This window comes from Lentzea alba, assembly GCF_011067745.1.
Classification (GTDB): domain Bacteria; phylum Actinomycetota; class Actinomycetes; order Mycobacteriales; family Pseudonocardiaceae; genus Lentzea; species Lentzea alba.
Map to the genome: position 1 here is coordinate 146,252 of NZ_JAAMPJ010000007.1, position 22,962 is coordinate 169,213.

The 22,962-nt window shown below is 68.4% G+C and carries 16 protein-coding genes; 1 reads left to right on the plus strand and 15 read right to left on the minus strand.

Translation table 11 applies throughout. The features are described from left to right. Positions 1-54: 54 nt before the first annotated feature. The 15 genes from G7043_RS25565 to G7043_RS25635 form a co-directional block, all read right to left on the minus strand. Complete coding sequence (locus G7043_RS25565) at positions 55-1,257, minus strand: ROK family transcriptional regulator (RefSeq protein ID WP_166049632.1); 1,203 nt, start codon at positions 1,255-1,257, stop codon at positions 55-57. 91 nt (positions 1,258-1,348) lie between these two features. Continuing rightward, positions 1,349-2,056 carry a glycoside hydrolase N-terminal domain-containing protein gene (locus G7043_RS25570; protein WP_166049633.1) on the minus strand — a complete coding sequence of 236 codons (708 nt, stop codon included), beginning with the start codon at positions 2,054-2,056 and terminating at the stop codon, positions 1,349-1,351. 82 nt (positions 2,057-2,138) lie between these two features. Next, positions 2,139-3,632 carry an arabinofuranosidase catalytic domain-containing protein gene (locus G7043_RS25575; RefSeq protein WP_242642665.1) on the minus strand — a complete coding sequence of 498 codons (1,494 nt, stop codon included), beginning with the start codon at positions 3,630-3,632 and terminating at the stop codon, positions 2,139-2,141. 40 nt (positions 3,633-3,672) lie between these two features. Next, positions 3,673-5,376 carry a ThuA domain-containing protein gene (locus tag G7043_RS49985; protein WP_166049635.1) on the minus strand — a complete coding sequence of 568 codons (1,704 nt, stop codon included), beginning with the start codon at positions 5,374-5,376 and terminating at the stop codon, positions 3,673-3,675. A gap of 37 nt (positions 5,377-5,413) precedes the next feature. Continuing rightward, positions 5,414-8,248, minus strand: coding sequence for a PQQ-dependent sugar dehydrogenase (locus G7043_RS25585; protein ID WP_166049637.1), 2,835 nt, complete (start codon positions 8,246-8,248; stop codon positions 5,414-5,416). Positions 8,249-8,563: 315 nt separating this feature from the next. Next, positions 8,564-10,402, minus strand: coding sequence for an RICIN domain-containing protein (locus tag G7043_RS25590; protein WP_313888064.1), 1,839 nt, complete (start codon positions 10,400-10,402; stop codon positions 8,564-8,566). A 59-nt stretch (positions 10,403-10,461) separates the two neighbouring features. After that, a complete protein-coding gene (locus G7043_RS25595) occupies positions 10,462-11,598 on the minus strand; it encodes an inositol-3-phosphate synthase (protein WP_313888065.1) in 1,137 nt (378 codons plus the stop codon). Positions 11,599-11,613: 15 nt separating this feature from the next. Further along, entirely contained in the window at positions 11,614-11,853 is a 240-nt protein-coding gene (locus G7043_RS25600; protein ID WP_166049442.1) for a hypothetical protein, read from the minus strand. A gap of 248 nt (positions 11,854-12,101) precedes the next feature. Further along, the gene (locus G7043_RS25605) at positions 12,102-12,668 is read right to left on the minus strand and encodes a DJ-1/PfpI family protein (RefSeq protein ID WP_166049639.1); all 567 of its coding nucleotides are present in this window, start codon (positions 12,666-12,668) and stop codon (positions 12,102-12,104) included. Between the two features lie 30 nt (positions 12,669-12,698). Next, positions 12,699-15,341: an RICIN domain-containing protein gene (locus tag G7043_RS25610; protein ID WP_166049641.1), complete on the minus strand. Its 2,643-nt coding sequence runs from the start codon at positions 15,339-15,341 to the stop codon at positions 12,699-12,701. Between the two features lie 809 nt (positions 15,342-16,150). Beyond that, entirely contained in the window at positions 16,151-18,622 is a 2,472-nt protein-coding gene (locus G7043_RS25615; RefSeq protein WP_242642666.1) for an RICIN domain-containing protein, read from the minus strand. 427 nt (positions 18,623-19,049) lie between these two features. Further along, the gene (locus G7043_RS25620) at positions 19,050-19,310 is read right to left on the minus strand and encodes a hypothetical protein (RefSeq protein WP_166049644.1); all 261 of its coding nucleotides are present in this window, start codon (positions 19,308-19,310) and stop codon (positions 19,050-19,052) included. A gap of 280 nt (positions 19,311-19,590) precedes the next feature. Continuing rightward, positions 19,591-20,031 carry a hypothetical protein gene (locus G7043_RS25625; protein ID WP_166049646.1) on the minus strand — a complete coding sequence of 147 codons (441 nt, stop codon included), beginning with the start codon at positions 20,029-20,031 and terminating at the stop codon, positions 19,591-19,593. Positions 20,032-20,202: 171 nt separating this feature from the next. Then, positions 20,203-20,502, minus strand: coding sequence for a hypothetical protein (locus tag G7043_RS25630; protein ID WP_166049648.1), 300 nt, complete (start codon positions 20,500-20,502; stop codon positions 20,203-20,205). Positions 20,503-20,586: 84 nt separating this feature from the next. After that, the gene (locus G7043_RS25635; protein ID WP_166049650.1) at positions 20,587-21,720 is read right to left on the minus strand and encodes a hypothetical protein; all 1,134 of its coding nucleotides are present in this window, start codon (positions 21,718-21,720) and stop codon (positions 20,587-20,589) included. Positions 21,721-22,370: 650 nt separating this feature from the next. On the opposite strand from G7043_RS25635, the gene G7043_RS25640 reads away from it, so the two are divergent. Beyond that, positions 22,371-22,793, plus strand: coding sequence for a poly(ethylene terephthalate) hydrolase family protein (locus tag G7043_RS25640; RefSeq protein ID WP_166049652.1), 423 nt, complete (start codon positions 22,371-22,373; stop codon positions 22,791-22,793). Positions 22,794-22,962: the final 169 nt, after the last annotated feature.

The window sequence follows — 22,962 nt, forward strand, 5'->3', positions numbered from 1 at the left end:
GCAAAAGTTCGGCGCAACCGGGCTAAATTATGGCTACTCTATGCCAAAAGTAGTTCAGGCCTCTCCGGCGGAGATCGCGGAGACGACCCCACCAAGCCGTGCGTCCAGCACCTCCGGCGACAGCACGTGCTGCACGACCATTGCCGCGGCGCCCAGCACTCCGGCGGTCGCACCCGCCGTCGACGCGACGATCCTCAGGTTCTCCGTGGCCAGTGGCAGGGAGCGCCGGTAGATCGACTCGCGCACCCCCGCCAGCAGCATCTCCCCCGCCCCCGCCACCAGCCCGCCGATGACCACGAGCGACGGGTTGAACATGCTCACGCAGCCGGCGAGCACCTCCCCGATGTCCCTGCCCGCCTGCCGCACGACCCGGCCTGCCTCGAGGTTGCCGGCCCGGACCAGGTGCACCACGTCGGCCGTCGAGTGCGCGGGGAGTCCCAGTTCCCTCAGCTTCGCCGCGAGCGCCGGACCACCGGCGACCGCCTCCAGGCACCCGGTGTTGCCACAGCGGCACAGCGCGTCCTCACCATCGGGCACCCTGATGTGCCCGAGGTCTCCCGCCGCGCCCGCCGCGCCGCGGTGCAGCACGCCGTTGCTGATCAGCCCGGCGCCGATGCCGGTCGCCGCCTTGATCACGATCATGTGCAGCACGTCCGGGTGCGCGGCGGTGTGCTCGCCCAGTGCCTCCAGGTTGACCTCGTTGTCGACCAGCACCGGTGCGCCGAACTCCGCCGTGATCGCCGCCGGCACGTCGAACCCGTCCCAGCCCGGCATGATCGGCGGGTTGTTCGGACGGCCGGTGGAGTGCTCGACCGGGCCGGGCAGGCCGATGCCGACTCCGGCGATCTCCGCGGTGTCGACCCCACGCAGCAGCTCGCGCCAGGTCGTGACCAGGAGCTCGAGGATCGTCTCCGGTCCGTCCGCGATGTCGAGGCCGACCTGTTCGACCGCGATCAACCGGCACCCGAGGTCGGCCACGGCGACCGTGGCGTGGGTGGCGCCCACCTCGGCCGCCAGCACGTGCCGGGCGCCGGGGTGGAACACGAACCGGCTCGCGGGGCGCCCGCCGGTGGACTCCTCGGTGCCGCCTCCAGTCACCAGTCCGGCGGCCAGGAGCAGGTCGAGCCTCGCCCGCACGGTGGAGCGGGCGAGGCCGGTCGCGGCCACGATCTCCGCTCGGGTGCGCGGCCTGCCGTCCATCAGCAGGCGCAGCACAGCGCTCGGCGAACCGGAATCGATGCCATGAGTGCTCTCCATCGGGCAATTGTCACACCGGCAACGAAAAGGCCGGGCTCAACGTCACACTTGCGCGTGATCGTCGCCCGAACTCTCGATCCGAGTGGCCGGGTCAGGCCGGTGTGGCGGCCGTGTGCCTCGCGAACAGGGTGGCGTAGTCGCTCTCGAGGCCAGCCAGTGCCGTGCGGAGCGCGGGGAAGATCCCGCCGGTCGAGGACGACTCGTACCTGTCGAGTTTGGTGAGCAGGAGCAGCCTGACCGCCCCGATGACGACGAGGGTGGCCCCGCTCGCGAGGACGCTGCCACCGAACGCCACCACCCTGGTGATGCCCTCGTAGCCGAAGACACCGCGACCCGACCGGCCGACGCCTCGCAGGCTGAGGTAGCCCGAGCCGTTGCTGACGGTGGCTCTGGTCGTGAAGCGCGTACTGCCCAGCAGCCCGTCGAGGGCGGTGTCGACGCTCAGCGTGGTGTCGACCGTCCGGCCGGGCGCCGGCAGCAGCTCGTGGGCGATCACCTGGTCGGCTCTGGACGCGAAGGCCCGGCGGGCCCAGGTGCCGTGCCCGTCGGCCCAGGTCGAGGTGACCTCGCCGGTGCGGGAGTCGGTGATGCGGCCGTAGCCGCCGACCGCGGTCATGCCGGGACTGGAGATCCGGAACTCGTAGGCGGGGTGGCAGGACCGGCCGGCCTCGAAGACCACCTTCTCCATCGCCGGCTCGCCGTACAGCACCGCACCGCATTCACCGTTGGCGGTGCGGAAGCCGTCGGTCCGGCACGCGGCCGGACTGGTGACGTGGATCCTCGGCTCGGGCATGCGCATCACACGACTCCCTTGTCAGTGATGGGAATGGTCGTGCGTGCTTTCCGTCGCGAGAGCGGAGGAGAGCACGCACGACCGCTGATCAGGTCAAGCTCCACTGCTGGTTGGACTGGCCGTTGCACGTCCACAGCTGGACGAGCGCGCCGTTGGCCGTGGATGCGCCGGACACGTCCAGGCACAGACCGGACTGTGCGCCGGTGATCGTGCCGTTGGCGTTGACGTTCCACTGCTGGTTGGACTGGCCGTTGCACGTCCAGATCGCCACCCTGGTGCCCGCGGTGGTCCCTTGGCCGTACGCGTCGAGACACCGCTGGGCGGTGCCGTCGAACACGGTGAGCTGACCCGACGCCGACCGGGCCCACTTCTGGCCCGCGCTGCCCGAGCAGTCCCAGATCCGGGCCTGCGTGCCCGCGGTGCCGTTCGGTGTCTCCAGGCACTTGCCCGCGCCCACCGCACGCACAGCGCCGCCGGGCACGGGCTGATTGCCGCCGCTACCGCCGTACCCGGCAGCGATGATGTTGGCCTGCACGGCGTTCTCGGTCGCGTCGGACGGATAGCCCGCGACCATCGCACCCTCGTAGAAGGTGCCCGCGCTGAGGTTGGCGCCGCCGTCTGGCTTGCAGCAGTCACCACCGCTGCCCAGGATGATCGCGCCCTGCTTCTTCATCGGGCTGTAGCCGTTCGGCAGCGAGCCGTCGTACAACGTGGTCAGATCGCCCGCCTGGGCGTTGGCGCCCTTGAGCGCGAACCGCGTGGTCCCGTTGTTCTTCAGGATCGCCGTGACGAACTTGTCCGTGAAGGCCCGCTGATTCGGGTTCCACTGCTGGCTTCCGCCGGGGAACAGGCCCCATTCGAGATCCGCCTGGACCCACGGACCACGGCCGACACACCCGCCGAACCAGCACTGCGTGCTGAAGTTGATCGCGTCCATCGCTCCGGCCGCGTCGGCTTTGCGGGTCGTCTCGCTGTTGCCGTAGTCGAAGCAGCAGCCGCTGTTGACGTGCGTGCCGCTGGTGACCATGTACATGCCTTCCGGAGCGGCGCCGGTCGGGACGCCGGTCCGGCTGCCGTCCCGCCAGTAGCTGTTGCCGGGGTTGATGTAGAGCGAGTACGCCTTGCTCTTGTCAGCACCCATCACCAGCGACTCGGAGGTCGCGTTCGCCGGACGGCTCTGCGGCGAGCCGGGGACCACGCTCGATCCCTGGTACCACAGGTCGTTCCCGCGACCGGACTGGTCGTAGACCACCGTGATGACGCACGAGGTGCCGGCGCAGAACGTGTCCTGCGTCGCCGCGTTGGCGTTGCCGCCTGCGGCGAGCAAACCGATGTCCTTGCTGGTGTTGTCCGACGAACGCCTGACTTGGTAGAGATTTCCGTTGTACGAACCGTAAAGCGCCCGCGTCGTGCTGTGCGCCGCGATGCAGGGCGTGCCGCCGCTGGCGTAGATGTCACACGGTCCTGTGGTCGCCGCCGCCGCAGGTGCCGGTGTGGACCACGTCAACGTCGCCGCGGACAACACGGTCACCGCCAAAGCGATCCGGATTCGCATCGCCGGCGAGACTGCCGAGAGCCTCATTGCGCACCTCCTGGGAAGGTCTGCCGCTGGGACGAGCCGCTCATGGCAGGGTCCAGCGCTGGTTCGTGCCGCCGTGGCAGGTCCAGAGGATGAGCTGGGTGCCGTCCGCCGAACTGCCGCCGTTGGCGTCCAGGCACCTGTTCGCCTGCTGGTTGACCAGTGAGCCGTTCGCCCCGGTCGTCCAGTTCTGCGATCCGCTGCCGTTGCACGTCATCAGCTGCACCTGCGCGCCGTTGGCGGTGCTGCCGCCGGCGACGCCCATGCACTTGTTGAGGGCGCGCAACGTGTTGCCGCTGACCGTCCACTGCTGACTCGCGTTGGTGTTGCAGGTCCACAGCTGGATCTTCGTGCCGTCCGCGCTGCTGCCGCCGGCGACGTCGACGCACTTGCCGGAGCCGCCGGTGATCCGCCCGGTGCGCGGCTGGGGTCCGCCGAGCTCCTTGATCCGGACGTTGCGGAACGACACGTCGTCCCCGGATCCGTGGTTCTGCAGGGCGATGTGCCCCGAGGTGAGCGATCTCGCCGGGTCGGTGTTGGTGAAGTCGTTGATCTTCACCCCGTTCAGGAACACCTGGAGGCGTTCGCCCTCGACGAGCAGTTCGTAGGTGTTCCACTCGCCGGGCGGGTTCAGCGCGCCGTCCCTGGCGGCGGTGTCGGGAGCCTTGACCCCGTAGATCGCCCCCGTCGTCCTGTCCGCGGTGTCCGTCGCGTCGATCTGCACCTCGTACCCGTTGGCGAGCGCCGAGTCCGGGGTGCTGCCCGCCGGGAACCCGAGCACCACACCGGAGTTGTCGTCCCCCGGCATCCGCCAGTCGAGCTTGAGGGAGTAGGACCGGAACTCCTTGGCGCTGTACCACAGCATGCCCATGCCGCCGGACGAGGCGAGCGTGGCGTCGCTGTTGGTGAAACCGCCGGGGCCCGCCTGCGTCCACCCGGTCGTCGACCCGTTGTAGAGGGTCGTGTAACCGGTCTCCGCACGGCAGTCGGCCTTGGTCCTGTTCGCCGCGTACCGGATGCCGCCGAGGATCATCGTGCGGAAGGCCGGATCGGCGTAGCTCTCCTTCGTGTGGCCGAGGCCCGTGTAGAAGGAGCGTCCACCGGCCAAGGGCTTGCACCACGTGATCGGGTGGTCGGCGCCCATCGACCCGCCGGAGTAGGTCGATTCATCCAAAGTGGACAGGACACGGGCGCCGCTGCGCGGGTTGGCGCGGTAGTTGTACCACTCGTCGGTGCGCACCCAAGCCGGGGAGAGATGCGCGGTGGCGGCGTGCGCACGGTTCTCCGTCCGGACCGTCGCCTGCTGGATGGCCGGGTGCGACGCGAAGTACGCACCCACCAGCTCGCCGTAGAACGGCCAGTCGTATTCGGTGTCGGCCGCGGAGTGCACACCCACGTAACCGCCGCCGCCGCGGACGTAGGACTCGAAGGCGCTCTGCTGGGTGGCGTTCAGCACGTCGCCCGTGGTGTTGAGGAACACCACGGCCTCGTACTGCGCGAGGTTGGCGGTCGTGAACTGCCCCGCGTCCTCGGTGGTGGTCACCGTGAAGCTGTTGGCACCGCCCAGATCGCGGATCAGCTGGATGCCGTTGGGGATCGAGTCGTGCCGGAAACCCGCGGTCTTGGAGAACACCAGCACGTCGTACGGTGTGTCCGCGGCTGCCGCCGGTGGTGCGGGGGCGACCCCGCCCACGACGAGCGCCGCGGCGGCAACACCGAGCGCCCGTCGCCAAGCCTGGTAGGTCATCTGATCCTCCTTGGTGTCGAAGCACGCGGCGGAGTCGTCATGGCAGCGTCCAACGCTGGTTCGTGCCGCCGTGGCAGGTCCAGATGATCAGCACCGTGCCGTTGGCGGTGCCGGCGCCGTTGGCGTCGAGGCACTTGCCGGACTTCGTGTTGACCACGGATCCGTTGGCACCGGCGCTCCAGTTCTGGCTCGTGGCACCGTTGCAGGTCCCCAGCTGCACGGCGCCGCCGTCGGCGGTGCCACCGTTCGCGACGTCCATGCACTTGTCCAGCGCCCGCAACGTGGTCCCGTTGACCGTCCACTGCTGGCTCGCGCCGCCGTTGCAGGTGTACAGCTGGATCCGCGTGCCGTCCGCGCTGCTGCCGCCGGTGACGTCGGCGCACTTGCCGGACGCCGCCCCGGTGATCGGCCCGGTGCGTCCGCCGCCGGTCGACGTGTCGAACGTGAAGGCGTCCACGTCGAACAGGTAACCGGTGCCGCTGCCCGCGAACGTCAGGTACAGCCTGCCGGTGGTCGTGGGCACGTTCGTCAGCGCGGTGGAGACCTCCCGGAACGTGTCCCACCCGCCGGTCACCGGCACGGTCAGCGTGGCCACTGCCGGACCGGTCTGAGAGCCGGTGCGCACCGTGATCGTGCCGCCCGCTCCCGCGGAGGACACGCGCGCGGTGAACCGGTTGGCGCCGGTGAGGTTGTAGTTGTCGAACGCGATCCAGTCGCCGTTGTGGATGTCGCCGACGGTGCGGCCGCCCTCGGCCGGCGTCTTGTCGAACAGGCCTGTGCCCGACTGCGTCGTGTAGTGCTCTGCCTGGCGGTGCCGGGGCTGGAGCACGTGCTGGGTGTGGGTGGTCGCGGGCGGCACGCCGTTCGCGCCCTTGTCGGTGTACTCGGCGTCGAAGACCGCGTAGATGTTCGCCGCCGTGTCGTGCTCACCGTCCACCGGGATCTCGATGGTGCCCGAACAGCCAGTGCGCGAGGTGATCTTGTGGGAGTGGCTGTCGTGGCCGAGGAGGTAGGACAACGTCACCTTCGTGCAGTCGATCGCCCCGTCCTCCGCGTCGGAGACCGTGATCGTGTAGGGGATGCTGTCACCGAAGCTGAACAGGGTTCCGTTGACCGGGGTGTTCAACGTGACCACGGGTGCGGTGTTGCCGACCGTGATGATCACGTTGGTGCTGCCGGTGAGCCCGGCCGGGTCCTTCACCGTGAGAGTGACGGTGTACTGGCCGTTGGCGGTGAAGGTGTGGCTCGGGTTGGCCGCCGTGGACGTGCTGCCGTCGCCGAAGTTCCACGAGTAGGTCAGAGCGCCGTTCTCCGGGTCGGACGACCCTGCCGACGAGAAGTCCACGGTCAGCGGCGCGATGCCGGACAGGGGGTTGGCAATCGCGCGTGCCACCGGCGCGCGGTTGCCGGCCGGACCGATGTGCTCGATGCGGTAGAGCGCGGAGCTCGCGTCGCCGCTGCCCCAGCCGGTGCCGTAGTCCAGCACGTAGAGAGCGCCGTCCGGACCGAAGCTCGCGTCCATGACCTGGGTGCCGCGCCAGGGGAAGTCACCGACCTGCCCGGCGGAACCGTCGGGGTTGACGTCGATGGTCTTGATCCAGCGCCGGCCGAACTCGGTCGCGAACACGTGCCCGTCCAGCGAAGCGGGGAACTTGACCGTCGACGGGTTGTTCGCGTCGTAGCGGTACACGGGCGCGCTCATCGGGGACTCCGACCCGCAGCCGAACGCGGCGAAGGAGCAGTTGTCGTACTTGATCCACGCCGGGCGTGCGGCGGGCAGGTTCGTCAGGCCGGTGTTGTTCGGCGAGTTGTTGACCGGCGCGGCGCAGTTGAACCGGCTGCCCGACGGCCCGGACGGGAACGTGTAGTCCACGTAGTTCTCATCGGTGGTGTTCGTGCCCGTGCAGTACGGCCAGCCGTAGTTGCCCGCCGAGGTGATCCGGTTGAACTCCACCTGCCCGGCCGGTCCGCGGCTGGAGGTGGTCGAGCCGGCGTCCGGTCCGTAGTCACCGAGGTAGATCGTGCCGGTGGCCGGGTCCACGTTGAACCGGAACGGGTTGCGCAGGCCCATCGCGTAGATCTCCGGCCGCGTGCGGGCCGTTCCCGGCGCGAACAGGTTGCCGGCCGGGATCGAGTAGGACCCGTCGGCGTTCACCTTGATCCGCAGCACCTTGCCGCGCAGGTCGTTGGTGTTGCCCGCACTGCGTTGCGCGTCGTACGCGGGGTTGCGTCCCGAGCGCTCGTCGATCGGCGTGTAGCCGCCGGAGTCGAACGGGTTGGTGTCGTCGCCGGTGGACAGGTACAGGTTGCCCGCCGCGTCGAAGTCGATGTCACCGCCGACGTGGCAGCAGATCCCCCGGCTCGTCGGCACGTCCAGCACGGTCACCTGGCTCGCCGTGTTGAGCGTGAAGTCGGCGTTGAGGGTGAACCGGGACAGGCGGTTCACGCCGTTCCACTGGGAGAAGTTCGTCCCGCTGGACGGCGCGTCACCGGCAGGTGTCGACAACGGCGGCGAGTAGTAGAGATAGATGTGCCGGTTGGTCGCGAAGCCGGGATCCGCAGCGATACCCTGCAGACCCTCCTCGTCGTGGGTGTAGACGGGGATGTTGGCGATCACGCTCGTGGCGCCGGCCGCCGTGGTGCGGCGCAGCGTGCCGTTGCGGGACGTGTGCAGCACCGAGCGGTCCGGCAGCACCGCCATCGACATCGGCTCGCCCATCTCGGCGACGCCCTTGGCCAGTTCGACCTGTTGGAAGTCGGCGGGGTTGACCACGTGCGCGGCGGCGGGCGGTGCGGTGACGGCCGAGACGGCCACGGCGGTGGCCACGGTCAGGAGCGCGGCGGACAGGGCCGCGGTGAGTCGGTTTCTCATGGCAGGTCATACCTTCGGTCTCGTTGGCGCGCTGATGCGGGGTTCGCTGTGGACGGCCGGGGCGTCGAGCCGTCCTGGTGACCGGACCCGTCAGAGGCAGATCCGGTACGAGCGTCACGGCGTCGGCCGAGACGAGTCAGAAGACCGCGGAACGCGCGAAAACCCGGCGGCGGCGCCGGAGGGTGGAGGTACGAGGCCATGATCGTCCTTCTTCGTTGAAGGTGTCTGCCGTTCCACCCCTTTCCGGGAGCGCTCCCAGAAAGGGGCGGAAATTCGGCCCGGCTCCCGTTGCCGGGAACGCGGGCCGAGGTGGTGCTAGGTGCTCTGGCGGCCGGGCAGGCGCCAGGTCTGGTTGAGCGGGCTGCCCTGGTTCACGGGGTTGCAGGTCCGCTGGTCCAGCAGGGCACCCGACGCGGTGGAGGCGCCCACGACCGCGACGCACTTGCCGCTGTGCCGGGCGACGAGCTGGAAGTCGGTGGGAGCGCTGCCCGCGTAGGTGACCTTCCGCAGGGTGAACTGCTGGTTGGTTCCGCCGTTGCAGTTCCACTGGATGACTGCGGCACCGTCCGCTGTGGACACTCCGTTGACGTCCAGGCACTTGCCCGACTGCTGGTTGGTGACCGTGAAGGTGTCGGCCGTCCCGGTCACCGGGCTGAAGTTCCACCGCTGCTCGTCAGCGGTGCCGCAGGTGATCTGCTGCTGCCGGGTGCCGTCGGCGGTGCTGCGGCCCGGGTTGGTCAGGCAGTGCTGCGAGTGCTGGGCGACCGCGGTGGACTGGAAGGCCCCGCCAGGAGTGCCCGAGGGCGGCAGGACCGTGATGGTGAAGGACTCGTCGATGTTCGAGTGCGGCAGGTTCACCGTGGTGCCGTTGTTGTTCAGCGTCACGACCGTGTCGATGGCGGTCACCGGACCCGCGACGGCTCCGCCGTTGTTGTACGGGATGCGCTCGGCGAGCACGCGTACCTGGTTGTTCCTCACGATGCCTTCGGTGGCGTCCAGGCGCCGCAGGTTGACCGCGATGTTGCCCGTCGTGCGGCCGCCGCCGACCAGTATCTTGGCTTCACCCGGTGCTTTCGTCGCGAATCCGTCGTAGTTCTGGCTCGGCGTGACCGTGACGATCTGGCCGGTCTGCGAGCCGTAGAAGCGGTAGACCCACCACTCCCCCTTCGGCTGGTGCTGTCCCGCCGAGTTGTGCACGAGCAGGTTGCCGAGGTCGTTGTGCAGGTTGCCGCCGCTGGCCCAGTTGGCGCGCAGGCCGTCCGCGCCCGCCCGTTCCAGCCGCGAGATGTACCACGAGCCGTCGCCGGGGTTCTGCTCGTTCGACGCGCCGTACTCGTTGATCTGGTACGGCCTCGGGTGCGGGATACCGCGCGAGTCGAGCGTCTGGTTCGCCACCTGCACGTTCGACACGGGGTCGCCGGGCAACGAGTGCCAGCTGATGATGTCGGGCACGGTGTTGGTGGAGCGCACGAAGTCCAGGTACTGCGGCCACCAGCCGCCGGTGGACGGCGTGCACGCGCAACTCGGCCCGACGATCAGCTGGGTCGGGAACTCCGCCCGGATGCGCTGGTACGTGCGGCGCCACAGCTCGAAGTACTGGGACTGCGGGCGGTTCCAGAAGATCGTGATGTTGGGCTCGTTCCAGATGTCCCACTGGACGGGGACACCGGTGGCTCGCACGTCGCCGATCAGGCGGGTGAGGAAGTTGTCGTAGTCGGTCCAGTTGCCGTTGTCACCGGGGAAACGGGAGATCCCGAACCCGTCGGCGCCCCACAGGTCGTGCGGCAGCAACACGAACTCGCCGCCCAGCGCACGGGTGCGCAACAGCTGAGCGCGCGTCGAGTTCCACCGGCGGTCGTACTTCCCGGAGACCCAGCCGCCAGGACTGTCGAGCTGAGCGCCGCCTGCGCGCATGTACCGGAACTTCACGTCGCGGTAGAAGCTGTCCGCTGGCCCGGACGCGTTCTCGGTCATGCCGTAGATCCAGCCCGACGCCCGGTAGGTCGGAGCGCCGGCGCCCGTGGAGAAGTCGACGGCGATGGACTCGTCCGCCGCCCGCGCCGGCACGGCGAAGGCGATGACGGACAACAGGGCCGTGAGCAGCGGCAGGACCGCTCGGCGGCGGCCGCGCCGTTTCCTCGTGGTGGTGTTCACGCCTGCTCCTTTGCAGGGAAAGGGTTGCGCAGCGGAGTCCAACCTGGTCGATCGATGTGTCAGAGGTTTCGGGCCCACTCGTGGAGCTCGCGGGCCTGTTCCGCGAGCCGGTGCTCGTCGCTGCCCAACGGGTCCTTGAAGAAGAACGCGAGCGCGCCCTGGGCACCGGTCCGGCCCGCCGCGTGGGCGGCGGCCATCAGGCGGGCGAGGTCGAGCACCAGCGGGGCGGCCAGGGACGAGTCCAGGCCGCTCCAGGTCAGTTGCAGTGACATCCGTGCGCCGAGAAACCCTTCGAACGACACGTGATCCCACGCTGTCTTGCGTTCGCCGAGATCGGGTACGTGGTCGATGTGCAGGGGCGCGGTCACGCCCTCACCGAGCAACGCCGCCAGCCCTCTGGTCTTGGACGCCAGCTTGCTGTCCGCGTGCGCCGGGTCCTCCAGCGTGGCCCCGTCACCACCGCCGAGCAGGTTCGTGCCCGTCCAGGACAGCACGCGCAGCGCTCGCGAGGTGAACATCGGTGCGAGCGCCGCCCGCACCAGCGTCTCCCCCGTCTTGCCGTCCCTTCCCGCGTAGGGCAGTCCCTTCGACACCGCCAGCTCGGCCAGCGCCGGCACCGCGACCCCGGTCGACGGCGTGAAGTCCACGAAGGCGCACCCCGCTTGGAAAGCGGCGTAGGCAACGAGAGAGCTCGGCGGCAACACGACGTTTCCCGGCACGGCGAGCGCTGCCTCCAGCGTGGCGAGCGAGTCGTGCTCGACCCGCACGGGTGGCTCGGTCGACGCCACGTTCACCACCACGACGCGGGCCAGCTCGTGCCGGGCGCGGAAGTCGGCGATGTCCCCAGCCAGCCGCCGGGCGGCGTCGGCCTGACTTCCGGACGACGCCGCCGGGTCGTAACCGGGCCGGATCTCCGCGTCCACGGTGTCCAGCCCGCTCGCGATACATCCCGTCACGTCGTACGGCAGCACGCCGTCGCGCACCAGGGACTCGACCCGCTTCGCCAGCGGCGTGGTCACGATGTCGTGCCCGCCGACCACGAACGCGTCCCATGGCGCCAGGTACGCGTCCAGCAGCTCGGTGACGCAGCCGACAGGCGGCGCTAGACCCTCGCGCAACGCGAGCAACCCGCTCACGGCGGTGGTCGCCACCGATCCCCTGGCACCGTTCAACCACAAGCCGATTCGTTCGGCCACGACCGTCTCCTCTCGTCAGCCGACCCCTGCCGGCGCCTCTGCCGCCCGAGCCGAACATCGCGTCGTGCACCGACGAACCGGTCCACTCCCGCGTCCGGTGGAGACGAAGTCCCAGCCCCGCCGAGGATCGGCCCACGGCAGGTGCGAACCCATGCGGCCGTTGCCGACCTGGCGCCGACGCGCCTTCACCCGGCGGATGAAGGCCATTGTGGACAGTTCGGCCGGATCGCCGAAAGGAGTAGACGCGACCGTCATCCGGTCACTCCCGCCCACGGGAGAACCCAGGCGCGGTCATGCCTGGACGAGCTCACCATTGAGTCCTCCGAACCCCGAGAACTGCTGCGACAGCAGGGAATTCAGTCTTCCGAATCGTCAAACTAATGAGCCGCCCTTCGCACGGTCAAGGTCGTGCCGGTGTCACATATCAGCCAATTTGCGTCTTGACCCGGCGGTCGACGCAGACCCTTCCGACCGGCGTTGATGCGACAATCCATTGTGGACGATCAATCGGCAGGAACATGAGACTTCGCCAGCACCCGGAGGAACGCACGCGACCACTGAGGCAGGTCGGGCCAGCCGCGGCAGGACACCATCGCACCGTCCACGACGTCCGGCCCGTCGGCGAAGGTGGCGCCTGCCTGCTCCACGTCGACCTTCAACGGCGGGTACGCGGCGGTCGTGCGACCGCGCAGGAGTCCCAGTGCGGCCGGGACCTGCGGGCCGTGGCAGATCGTGCCGACCGGGAGTTCGTGAGCGAAGAAGTACGCGACGATGCGGGCGACGTCCGGGTCCGTGCGGATGTACTCCGGTGCCCGGCCGCCCGGAATCACCAGCGCCTGGTACTCCTCCGGGCGCACGTCCGCGAACGCCAGGTCCACGGGCAACCGACGACCTGGCTTCTCCGTGTAGGCGTCACATCCCGGTTCGAAGTCGTGCACCACCAGCTGCACCGGACGTGTCGTGGGCGCGGCCACGACGACCTCGTGGTCGTCCTCCCGCAGCCGGAACAACGGGTACATCGAATCGAGCTCCTCCGCGGCGTCCCCCGCCAGCATCAGTACTCGTGCCATGCGCCTTCCTCTTTCCCCGTGCGGTTTCTTTCAGTTCTGCGGCAGGAGTTGCCATTGCTGGTTGACACCGCCGTTGGCGGTCCATTGCACGACCTGGGCACCGTCGCTCGTGGACTGTCCGTACACGTCCGCCACGAGACCGTTGCCGACGTTGGCGATCGTGAAGAACCCGCCGGCCGCCGACCTCAGGAACCATTGCTGGTTGGTGCCGCCGTTCGCGGTCCACTGCTGCAGCTGCAGGCCCGCGGTGGACGAGGAACCGTTGACGTCGAGCACCTTGCCCGTCGCGTCGTAGCGCAGGGTGAAGGATCCGTTCTGCCCGGCGCTGACGGTCCAGGTCGCGTTCCCGCTCTGCTGCACGGCCTTGGCACCGTCGGCGGTGGAGTTGCCGGCGATGGCCAGCGGCTTGCCGCTGTTGCGGTTGACGATGCGGTACTTGCCGGGCGTGGGACCCTGGCCGGCGCCCAGGGTGAAGTACTCGGCGGTGTCGGTGAACGTGGTGACGCCGGACTTGCCGGTGGACAGGACGAGGTACACCCGTGAGCCGCCGGCAGGGGTCGCGAAGGACACCGGCTGCTGCACGCGCGAACCCAGCGGGATGATGAGGGTCGTGCTGCCCGAGGCGATCACCGCTCCGGTGGGGCTGTCCAGGCGGGCGCTCCAGGTGAAGTCCACGGCGGTACCGGTGAAGTCGTCGTTGAAGACGGTGATGGTGCGGTCGACCCTGGTGTTGCCGGCGAAGCCGGGAACCGCTGACGGCAGCGGGAAGCCACCGTTCGCGTCGGACACGCCGGAGGCCGACCAGTAGGGCAGGTCGATCGCGGCGATCGGGTTGAACCCGGCCTGGACCCGCTGGATCTGGGCGTTGCTCCACGGGTCCGGCAGGTTGTCCGCGCCGTAGACGGGGCGGCCACCCTCCTCCGGGGTGAAGTCCGTGGTCCGCACACCGGGGATGACGCTCGCCCAGGCAGACAGCAGGGTGTAGGGCCGCAGGTCGCTGGTGTCCTTGCCGCGCTTGGCCGCGGTCGCGGTGGCGAACCACGCGAAGCCCTGCTTGCTGCTGCACGCGGGCCAGATGTACTCGCCCTCACCGTCCGGCCGGCCTGCCACGGACCAGGTCTGCTCGCCGTAGCGGCCGGTGCCGTCGAGGTAGTGCGGGACGAGGTTGAAGTTGGCCTGTGTCATGGTGGGATATCGGTTGGGCGACGCGCCGGGGGCCACCTCGACGATGATCGGCCTGGTGCCGTCGGCGGCGTTCACCGCCGTGTACAGGTCTCTCTGGAACTGCTCGGAGTCGGAGTCGGCGAGGTTCGGCTCGTTGACCTGGCTCCAGCGGACGATCGACGGGTGGTTGCGGTCGCGCAGCGTCAGCGCACGGGCGTGGGCCACCATGTTGGCGCGACCGGCGTTGAAGTCCTGTGCGTTGCCGGCACCGCGGATGGCGGTCTCGTCGATGATCATCAGCCCGAGCTCGTCGGCCACGTCGAGCATGTACGGACTGGCCGGCTCCTGGTGGACGCGGACGACGTTGAAGTTGAGCCGCAGGTAGTTGTCGACCGCCTGCGGCCAGCCGCCGTTGCCGGCCGACGGCGGGAGAAAGCCCGGCAGCGTGTCGAAGGCGTCGCCCTTGCCACCGTTGTCGATCCGGTCGTAGTTGGCGCCCTGCAGGTTGTCGCCGCGCACGTTCACCCGCACGCCGTTGAGGCGGTAGTACTCGCCGTTCTGGGTGCTTTCCCGGAACCCGAAGCGGTACGTGGCGTCGCTGGTGCGGCCGTCGTCGGTGGTCGCGTGCACCGACAGCCGGTGCAACTGGGCACGATGTCCCTGCCGATACGGCACGTTCGGCCACCAGTACGAGGCCGCGCCGAGCATCCACGCCACCGGACCGACGGTCACGGTCGCGGTGGAACGGGCCGCGACCGTGACCGTGCGGCTGGGCAGGGCGGGGTAGCCGAAGGCCTGTCCGTTGTCCGAGGCGAGCGTGCCGCCGAGGGTCACGGTGCGGGCGCTGCCGGAGGTGTTGGCGACCGTCACGTCGTAGGTCAGGGTCTGGTCGGTCACCGAGGTGCGGACGAAGGCGTCGCTCACGTGCACGGCCGGGTACACGCGCAGGAACGCCGAACGGAAGATCCCCTGCGGCACCGCCTCCGACCAGTTGGCGGCGTCGGGAATCAGGTACTTGCCCGCCGGCGTCTTCAACGCGTTGCGGCCCTTCACGTTCACGCTGATCGTGTGCGTCGTGCCGGGCGTGGTGAAGGCGGTGATGTCGAAGTTCGACGCCGTGTACGCGGTCGTCTGGGTGGCGACGACCCGTCCGTCGACCGACAGGGTCGCCTGGTGGTTCACCGCACCGAACTCGATCCACGCCGACTGCGGCTGTCCCGAGTCGGGCACCGTGATGGTGCGCGAGTACGTCGCCTCGGACACGTCGGTGAAGCCTTGCTTGTACCAGCCACCACCGGGCACGGTGATCGTCGTGGCCGGCCGGCCCGCCGGCGTGAAGCTCCACCTGCCGGCCAGGTCGACCGACCGGATCGCGGCGTCGCCCGCGGCGACCCCGTTCACGTCCGCAATCGCGGCGGCGGAAGCGGTCACCGGGACCGGGACCGGGACCGTCATGCCGACCACAGCGAGCACCACCGCCGCCACGGCCGCGAACAGCCCTCGAGCCATGCTTGAGCTCCTTGTCCGCCAGCCAGGAGTCCTCGTGCTGGCACCATTTCCGAGTTGTGTCCACAACGGATGGAGGTTCCGGTGACGGCGGACGCGCCGGACATGGCCCTGGGCGGACCGAGGAAGATGGATGCCAGTGACCCCGGCGGCGAGCTCGGCCCGGCGGCCTGCTCAGCGAGCCACACGCGCCGGCCGGCCGACTGGTCGCGGACCTCGCGGCGAAGCGCGTCTGGTGGTGATCACAGGCAGCGCCACCGCGTCGAGCACAAAGGTATGGACAGAGTACGAGACAGCGTTGTCACAGGTACTCCTCGAATCGAGGGCAGGGCGCGCCGACACGTGCGATTCGTTTGTTGACCAGCGAACCAATTAGTCGGACCGTTTCCACGGTAGGGCTTGAGGCAGACTCGGTCAATAGGTCGTACATGTTGCCCGAATGAGTCAGGTTGCTCCACAGGGCGCAAGCCGACGCCAATCGGCCGAGTCACCCAGCCCCACCTGGGACCAGGTCGTTCTCGCCAGGCATTCAGTCGCTACCAGCCTGTGATCCGTACAGCGGGAGCCAGCCCACCTGCCCTTACCGCCCTCGCACAGGCGACGGTATTTGTATGACTCATCGCCCCAGTTTCGCGATCAATTGGTGAACTGTCGATCAATCTTGTGCGATCCCGTTCGCCGGGTGGAGGTAGCGCGAAACCCACCGGACCGGAAAGTCCACAAGGGATCGCGAGCGATCCTCGACAAAGGACGCTGTGCCGCAGGGAGACCTGCGGCACAGCCGACGCCGGCCGTCGTGTCCTCCGAGTGCTTCAGGTGCGCAGGCTCCACTGCTGGTTGCCGGCGCCGTTGCAGGTCCAGAGGATGATCCTGGTTCCGTTCGCGGTGCCGGCACCGTTGGCGTCCAAGCACAACCCCGACTGCACACCGGTGATCGTGCCGTTGGCGTTGACGTTCCACTGCTGGCTGGTCTGACTGTTGCAGTCCCAGATCACCACCGCGGTGCCGTTGCCGGTACCGCCGTTGCCGGCGGCCAGACACTTGTTGCCGTACACCTGCAGCTGCTTGCCCGAGGTGTGGGTGAAGCGCTGGTTGGTGCCGCCGTGGCAGTCCCACAACTGCGCCTGTGCGCCGTTGGCCGTGCTCGCGCCGCTGATGTCGATGCAGCGGCCGGACTGGCCGCCGACGATCGTGGCGCCCTGCTGACCGCTCCCACCCTGCCGCCGCACGAGCGACTTCGACTCAGCGGACCGATTCCCTTGCGCGTCGAGGACGTAGAGCCGGTAGTCACCGGCGGTGGCCGGGACGTCGATCGTCGTCGCCGTTCCGCTCGCCCTGGTCATCGTCGGGCCGACCGCGAAGGTCGTCGTACCCGGCGGAGCCAGCCAGACGGTCCTGGTCGCGTCGCCGATGCTCCGGATCGGGATCGACGTCCCGCCGGCGCCGACGAACGTGCTGCCGGGCAGGGCGTAATCCGGCCGGGACAGATTGCTCAGCGGGATGACATCCCGATAGGCGTCCTCCAGACCGGAGTTCACGGCGATGCCGTGGGCGGCCGCCGGCCAGACGTAGTCGGAGTGGACGAGGATGTCCTGCACGGTGCTGTTGGGCAGGTTCTTGTTGGAGACCTTGTTGATCGGACCGTACGTCTGCGTGATGCTCAGGTCGTGCTTGCGTCCGAAGTCGTCGGAATTGATGAGCCACGTGACGTTCTTGTCCACGCTCAGGACGTTGTCGCGGAAGGTGATGTACGCCGATCCTTCGTCCGGGTGAAGTCCGTACTTGTGCCCGGACGGGACACCCTGGAGGTAGTTGTTGTTGATCGTGGTTCCCGGCTGGCTGCCGAGCGTGTAGATGGGGGCCGTGTCGTTGAGGCGCTGAACCGTGTCGATGATGTGGTTGTAGCTGATGTTGTTGTTCCGCGCCGTGGTCGTCGGCCGGTTGGGTGCGATGGAGCCCGATGAGCCGTCGAAGTTCCACCAGCCCCAGCCGAGCGTGATGCCGTTCCAGGGGGCTTTTTCGATCCGGTTGTGCTGCACCGTCAGGGTGTCGACGAAGAACGCCGCGATGGGGCTGTGCCCGTTGAACAACACCGCGCTGTCGTAGAGGTAGTTGTTCTTGATCTCGATGTTCTTCGGAAGCCCTTCGACTTGCGCGGAGTACTTCTCGCGGTTCGTCGGCGTGTGGTCACCGATGTACACGTGCTGCGGGTGGCCCACGGTGATGGCGGACCCGGCTATGTCGTTCGTGTAGTTCCCGATCAACTGCGTGTTCTGCACGTCGTTGATCATGTTGATCCCGTCGACACCGGTGTGCTGCACCCGATTGCGGAGCAGGGCTATCCCGTCGGCGTTCTCCAGTTGGATGATGCCCGGCGTGGTGTCGACATTGCGGTAGTAGTAGACGTGGAAGTTGCCCTTGACGTACACGGTGTTGCCGAGGCCGCCCTGCTGGGCCTGCTTGAACGCGGAGCCGGCCACGCTGAAGAGGTTCCAGTCCGAGTGCTGCACCGTGATGCCGGAGAACGTGATGTTGCGTACGTGGTTGGTCGTGGACGTGCCGGCGACCCGAAGCAGGGTGGACACGTTGTTCGGCGCATAGACCGTCGCGGTCGCCATGTTCTCCGAGTCGGCCTTGTAGTAGTAGACCGTTTGACTCGACTTGTCGAAGTAGAACTCGCCCGGCGCGTCGAGGAACTCGTAGGCGTTCATGAACTTGTGGCTTCCGCCGGACTGGAAGTTGCCGTTGAACGCGCCTTGCGCGATGGCCGCACCCGGTTGCTGGAACAGCGCAACGCGGTTGGCGCCGTCACTGCTGGTGGTGACCTGGCGGACCCCGGCGATGGCCGTCTGCCAGGTGGTCGCCGTCTCGATCTCGATGTCGTCCTGGTTGCGGGATATCGCGGGCAGATCAGCCAAACTGTACTTGGCGCCGTCACACTGCGAGCCCGACTCCAACGCCCACGGAGCCTGACCGGCAGTGACGTTGTACGTGCCGTAGCACCCTTGCGAGTTGATCGTCTTGGTGGCCATGAAGGCACGCTTGTCGTTGACGTAGAGCGCCCGCAGCTTGTTGCCGCGAGTGAGCGGAGCCTTCCAGATGTTGCCGCCGTGCTGCGTCCAGCCGGTCACCTGCACGCCACCACTGAGCACCGGCGTCTCGTTCTGGTACGCGGAATAGATGACGCGGTACCCGTTCGTGCCCGAGTCTCTCGGCGTGAAATCCACGGCGCTGCCTATCGGGTAGTTCCCCCCGCGAAGCTGGACGTGGATGTCCCCGGTCATGTTCGCGTTCACCGCACGAACAGCGTCCCGTGCACGCGGTAACGTCTTGAACGGGGCCGTGATCGTCCCCGGATTGTCATCATTTCCCTCGGGAGCGACGTAATAGGTTTCCTGGACGGCGGCCGAGGCACGCGATTGGTCTGCCGTGACTGGCAGCAGTGCCGCGGACACCAGCACCGCAAGGGCCAACAACGACCTTCTGACAATGACGGCTGTTTTCACCCTGCTCTTCCCCTCGCTTGTTCGCGAACAGACAGGCCGTGGTGGAGCACCGGTCCGCAGCGGGGACGAGCGTTCAACGGCCAGCCTTGGACCACCCCACTCGCGAACCAACGTCACCTTCCAGCAAGCTGGGCGACACCGGGGAGCAGTGGCAGATATCTGCCACAGTTGTCAGCCCTGACACCGTGACGCGAAGACCCTCACTTCACGCACGACGAGCTGGAACAGCCGAAGCCATCGGCGTCGGCACCACGCGCGGCGCTCTCGATCCGGACGTCGTGGCCGCCTCGGCCTGGATCGCCACGCCGACCGCGACACCCCACCAGCCCACGCCCGCGGCCAGCGGCCACCACACGGACTCGGTGACAGCGAGCAGCACGGTGCCCACCGCGCAGGACAGCTGCACGAGCATCGCCAAACCGAGCACCGCCCGTGCGCCGCAGCTCGTCAGGCCCCGCTCAGCCATGACAACTCCTCGCATTCCGCCGCTGCGGGGTGTATCGCTTGCTGTCATGCCCTGTTGCGAAAGGAGGTGAGGATGCAACCTTGTTCAGTGCGGCGAAGAAGTTCTCCATCAGCGCGTTGTCGTGGGAGTCGCCGACCGAACCGGTCAACGGCAGGATTCCCTTGTCCGCCAAGCGTTGCATGACGCGGGCGAGAAACCGCGCCCGCCGTCCTCGCCCTGCTGCTCGCAGAACACCTCGAGGTCCGCATCGTCGACATCGCGCACCAGCACGTCGGTTCCGTCAGCGGCGGCTGGTGGCCAGGATGACGAGGAACTGACCTCCGCCCGCCTCGACGGTGGCGGTCACCGGCAGTCCTGGCGCCAGTCGGGAGAACCGGTCCAGCAGCCAGTCCGCCGCCTCCTGGGCGTCCTGCTTGGTCGGACAACGGGCCACCAGCTCGCGGCCCCCCTTGCGCTCCAGCCGACCGATGACGGTGATCAGCGGCGCGGGTTCGACCACGTGCAGGCGGTCCGGCCAGGCGATGACCACCTTGACCGCGCCCTTGCGGGTGTTGCACCCGCGGTGCGCCAGCCGTTCGGCCACCTTGGCCTTCCGGTCGGCGGTCCGGCTGTCCACGCTGGGCCCCCGCGGATCGTTCACCGACATGTCGGGGTCGACCGGTTCGTCGCACACCCAGCAACGCCAGCCGTCGCGCTCGGCCACATCATCAAGAAGACTCACCCGAGCAAACTAGCCTGTCTCTGAGCGCACAACGAACGCGCCGCTCGCCGCCGCCGCGGCGCCATCGCAGGAGAAGTCCACGCCGAACTGGGCCTGACTCCGGCGGCATCAGGCTGACACCCACCGGTGAGACTTCGCACAGGACGTGGTGCCAATGACGAGCGTGCGTGATCAACCTGGCGCGATGACGACGGGTTCCAGTGACGTCGAGGTACAGGTCCCTGACCCGGGACGGGCTTGCGCGCCAGCGGTGCGAACGAAACCAGCAACAGCACCGCTCCCAACGGGATGAGGTCCTGTGGTCCGGACTCCTCGGGTGATCGCCACCATCTCCGCGTGGTCCTCGGCGAGGAAAGCCAGGTGCTCGACCGTCCACGCCGGACCGTGGCCGCGTTCGCCGTCGAGGTCGTCGCCGATCCTGAGCACCCCGCAGGTGAGGACGAGCAGCGGTGCGGCGATGTGGGAGCTCATGCCTCAAGCCTGCTGACCGGCGACCCGAGCGGATCGCCGGTCAGCAGGATCTTCGGCATCCCTCTCAGGAGGGAGATGGCCTTCTCAGGCCGTTTCCAGGCGCACGCCCCACGTGTCGAGCACGACGCTGATCGGCGCGTAGACCATGTAGTTGTAGCAACGCGGGCTCACGTCGGGGTTGAGGCCGGTGCAGCCCACCACCGTCGAGCCCGCCAGGATCACGCCGCGGGCCTGCACACCGCCCGTCACGGTGGCGAACACGGGGCCGCCGCTGTCACCGCCGGCGATGTAGTGCGCGCTGCCTGAAGCCTTGGCCTCGATGTAGAAGTTGCCCTCGGTCCACGGCAGGCTCGTGGTGTCGTCGGTGATCGTGCCGCAGCGCTGCCCCGACGACGCACCGGACGCGCACACCGTCTGGCCGACGTAGTTGCGGGCCCAGCCCTTCACGGCCGCGGTCGTGTTGCTGCTGTAGCCGCCGGTGTAGACCCGCCCGGTCGTCGCCGGTGAGGACGACGGGTCGATCAGCTGGGAGTCGATGCCGGCGATACCCGCGACCGAGGCACCTCCTGGCGCGATGGTCTGGCCCGCGCCGTCGCGGACGGCGGCGTTGGCGCTCTCGTCGCAGTGGTTGGCGCTGAGCAGGCGACCTGCCGTGCCCACCAGCACGGAGAACGCCGTCGAACAGGCCGAACCGTTCTGCACCGTGCGGATTCCGCCCTTCCACGGCGGGGCGTCGTTGACCCTGGACGCCTTCTCGTACGGGTCGCGGACCTCGAACGCGACCGGCGTCCTGGCCACCGTCTCGGCCACTCGGCTGTCGGTGGCCGACATCATGGCGCCGGGAACCCGAGCCCGGATGCCGGAACCGTCCGGGTTGACCGCCACCGACTGGAGGTCGACCTGGCGCGCGAACGCGCTCTTGACCAGGCGTTGCGCGGCCTCCATGCCCTCCACGCGGGAGTACCTGGCGCCCTCGACCAGCTGGACGGACACGCCCAGCGGCTTCGAGTCCGCGTAGGTGCGGACGTCCGCCGGTGCGGTGCCCTTCCAGTGGACGGTGACCGCACGCCGGTCCTCGTCGACCCTGATACCCGCCAACCCGGTCCTGGCACCGAGGTCGTCGAGACGGCCCGCCACCTCGGCGACGGCCTCGTTCGACGTCGGTTTCGGCGCGGCGTGCGCGGGCACCACGACCCCGAGCACCACGGCAGCAATCACGCCAACACGAATGAACGCATGCGAAATAGACACGTTGACGGTGTCCCCTCTTAGGCGCCGCCCCCATGACAGCGCACAACCGCATTGTGCACCGATCGAAACGCCTAGCACCAGAGGCAGAGTTCAGTCCACTGTGGACTTGCTGCGAGGAGCTTGAGCAGCTGTCCGGGGCGCTCGTCGACGAGCGCGACCCACTCGACGCTGCGAGCCTTGCGACGCCCAGGACGAGCACGGCATCGCCTACGACGAGCGACTCATGGCGCACGGCGACCACAGCCGGGCCAGCGGCGAGGCGGGCAGGCAGCGGTTGCTCGCCCAGATCCACACCGAGGCCCCGGCCGCGGTCATCCTGCCACCACGCTCGTGGTCCGCGCGTCCGCTTGACCATTCTTGACAATTGGGCAACGTTCGATGAAATTCGATTGTGCACGTTCACACGATTCGACGTTCAGACTCTTGAAAAGATCTCCTTACTGCTGTTCTATCAATGCAGAAAAGCGCCACGAATACTGTGCACGTTCACAAGACCGAAGTAGGGATTCATGACCGCGTACGGCGCCGGACGTGCGCGAAGAGCAGCCGCGTACCTGTCGGTCCTGGCGCTCTCCGCGACACCGCCGACCCGTGCAGCCGCCCTCACGATGTGAGGCGTGTTCGACCGCACCGGGCGTCTGCCGCCCCCTCAGGTGGATGCCTTGACCACAACGTCCGGCTCAAACTCTTTCGCCGCCCCTGCCGAGGAAGAGGTACCTCACTGTGGCCAGAACCGACCTGCTGAGACGAGCGGTATCGCCTGCGCGGCCACCCTCGGCGTGCTCGCGTCCACCGTGAACGCGGGTCCGGCGTCCGCCGCCGACAATCCCTTCCAGCGCGGACCGATCCCCACGCAGGCCAGTGTCGCGGCAAGCCGCGGCACCTTCGCCACTGCGGAAACGAGCCTGGACGGCGGCGACCGTTTCGGCGGGGCGAAGATTTGCCACCCGACCGACACGAGCCGGGGGAAGTTCGCGGCGCTCGCTGTCTCGCCCGGCTACGCCGCCACCTGGGCGGAATGGTCACCCACAGTCTGCTGACGTCCTGGCCCGGCAGCCGGATCATCTCTGCCAACCCGCAGTCCTGTGTGGATGACCAACCCGTCCGGTTCCGTCAACGCCAAGGTCCTGTTCGTCCACGGCGACAAGTATTCGACCACCAGCTACTCGTCCGCCCGCCAGGCCTTCATCGGCGGCAGCCACACCAGCT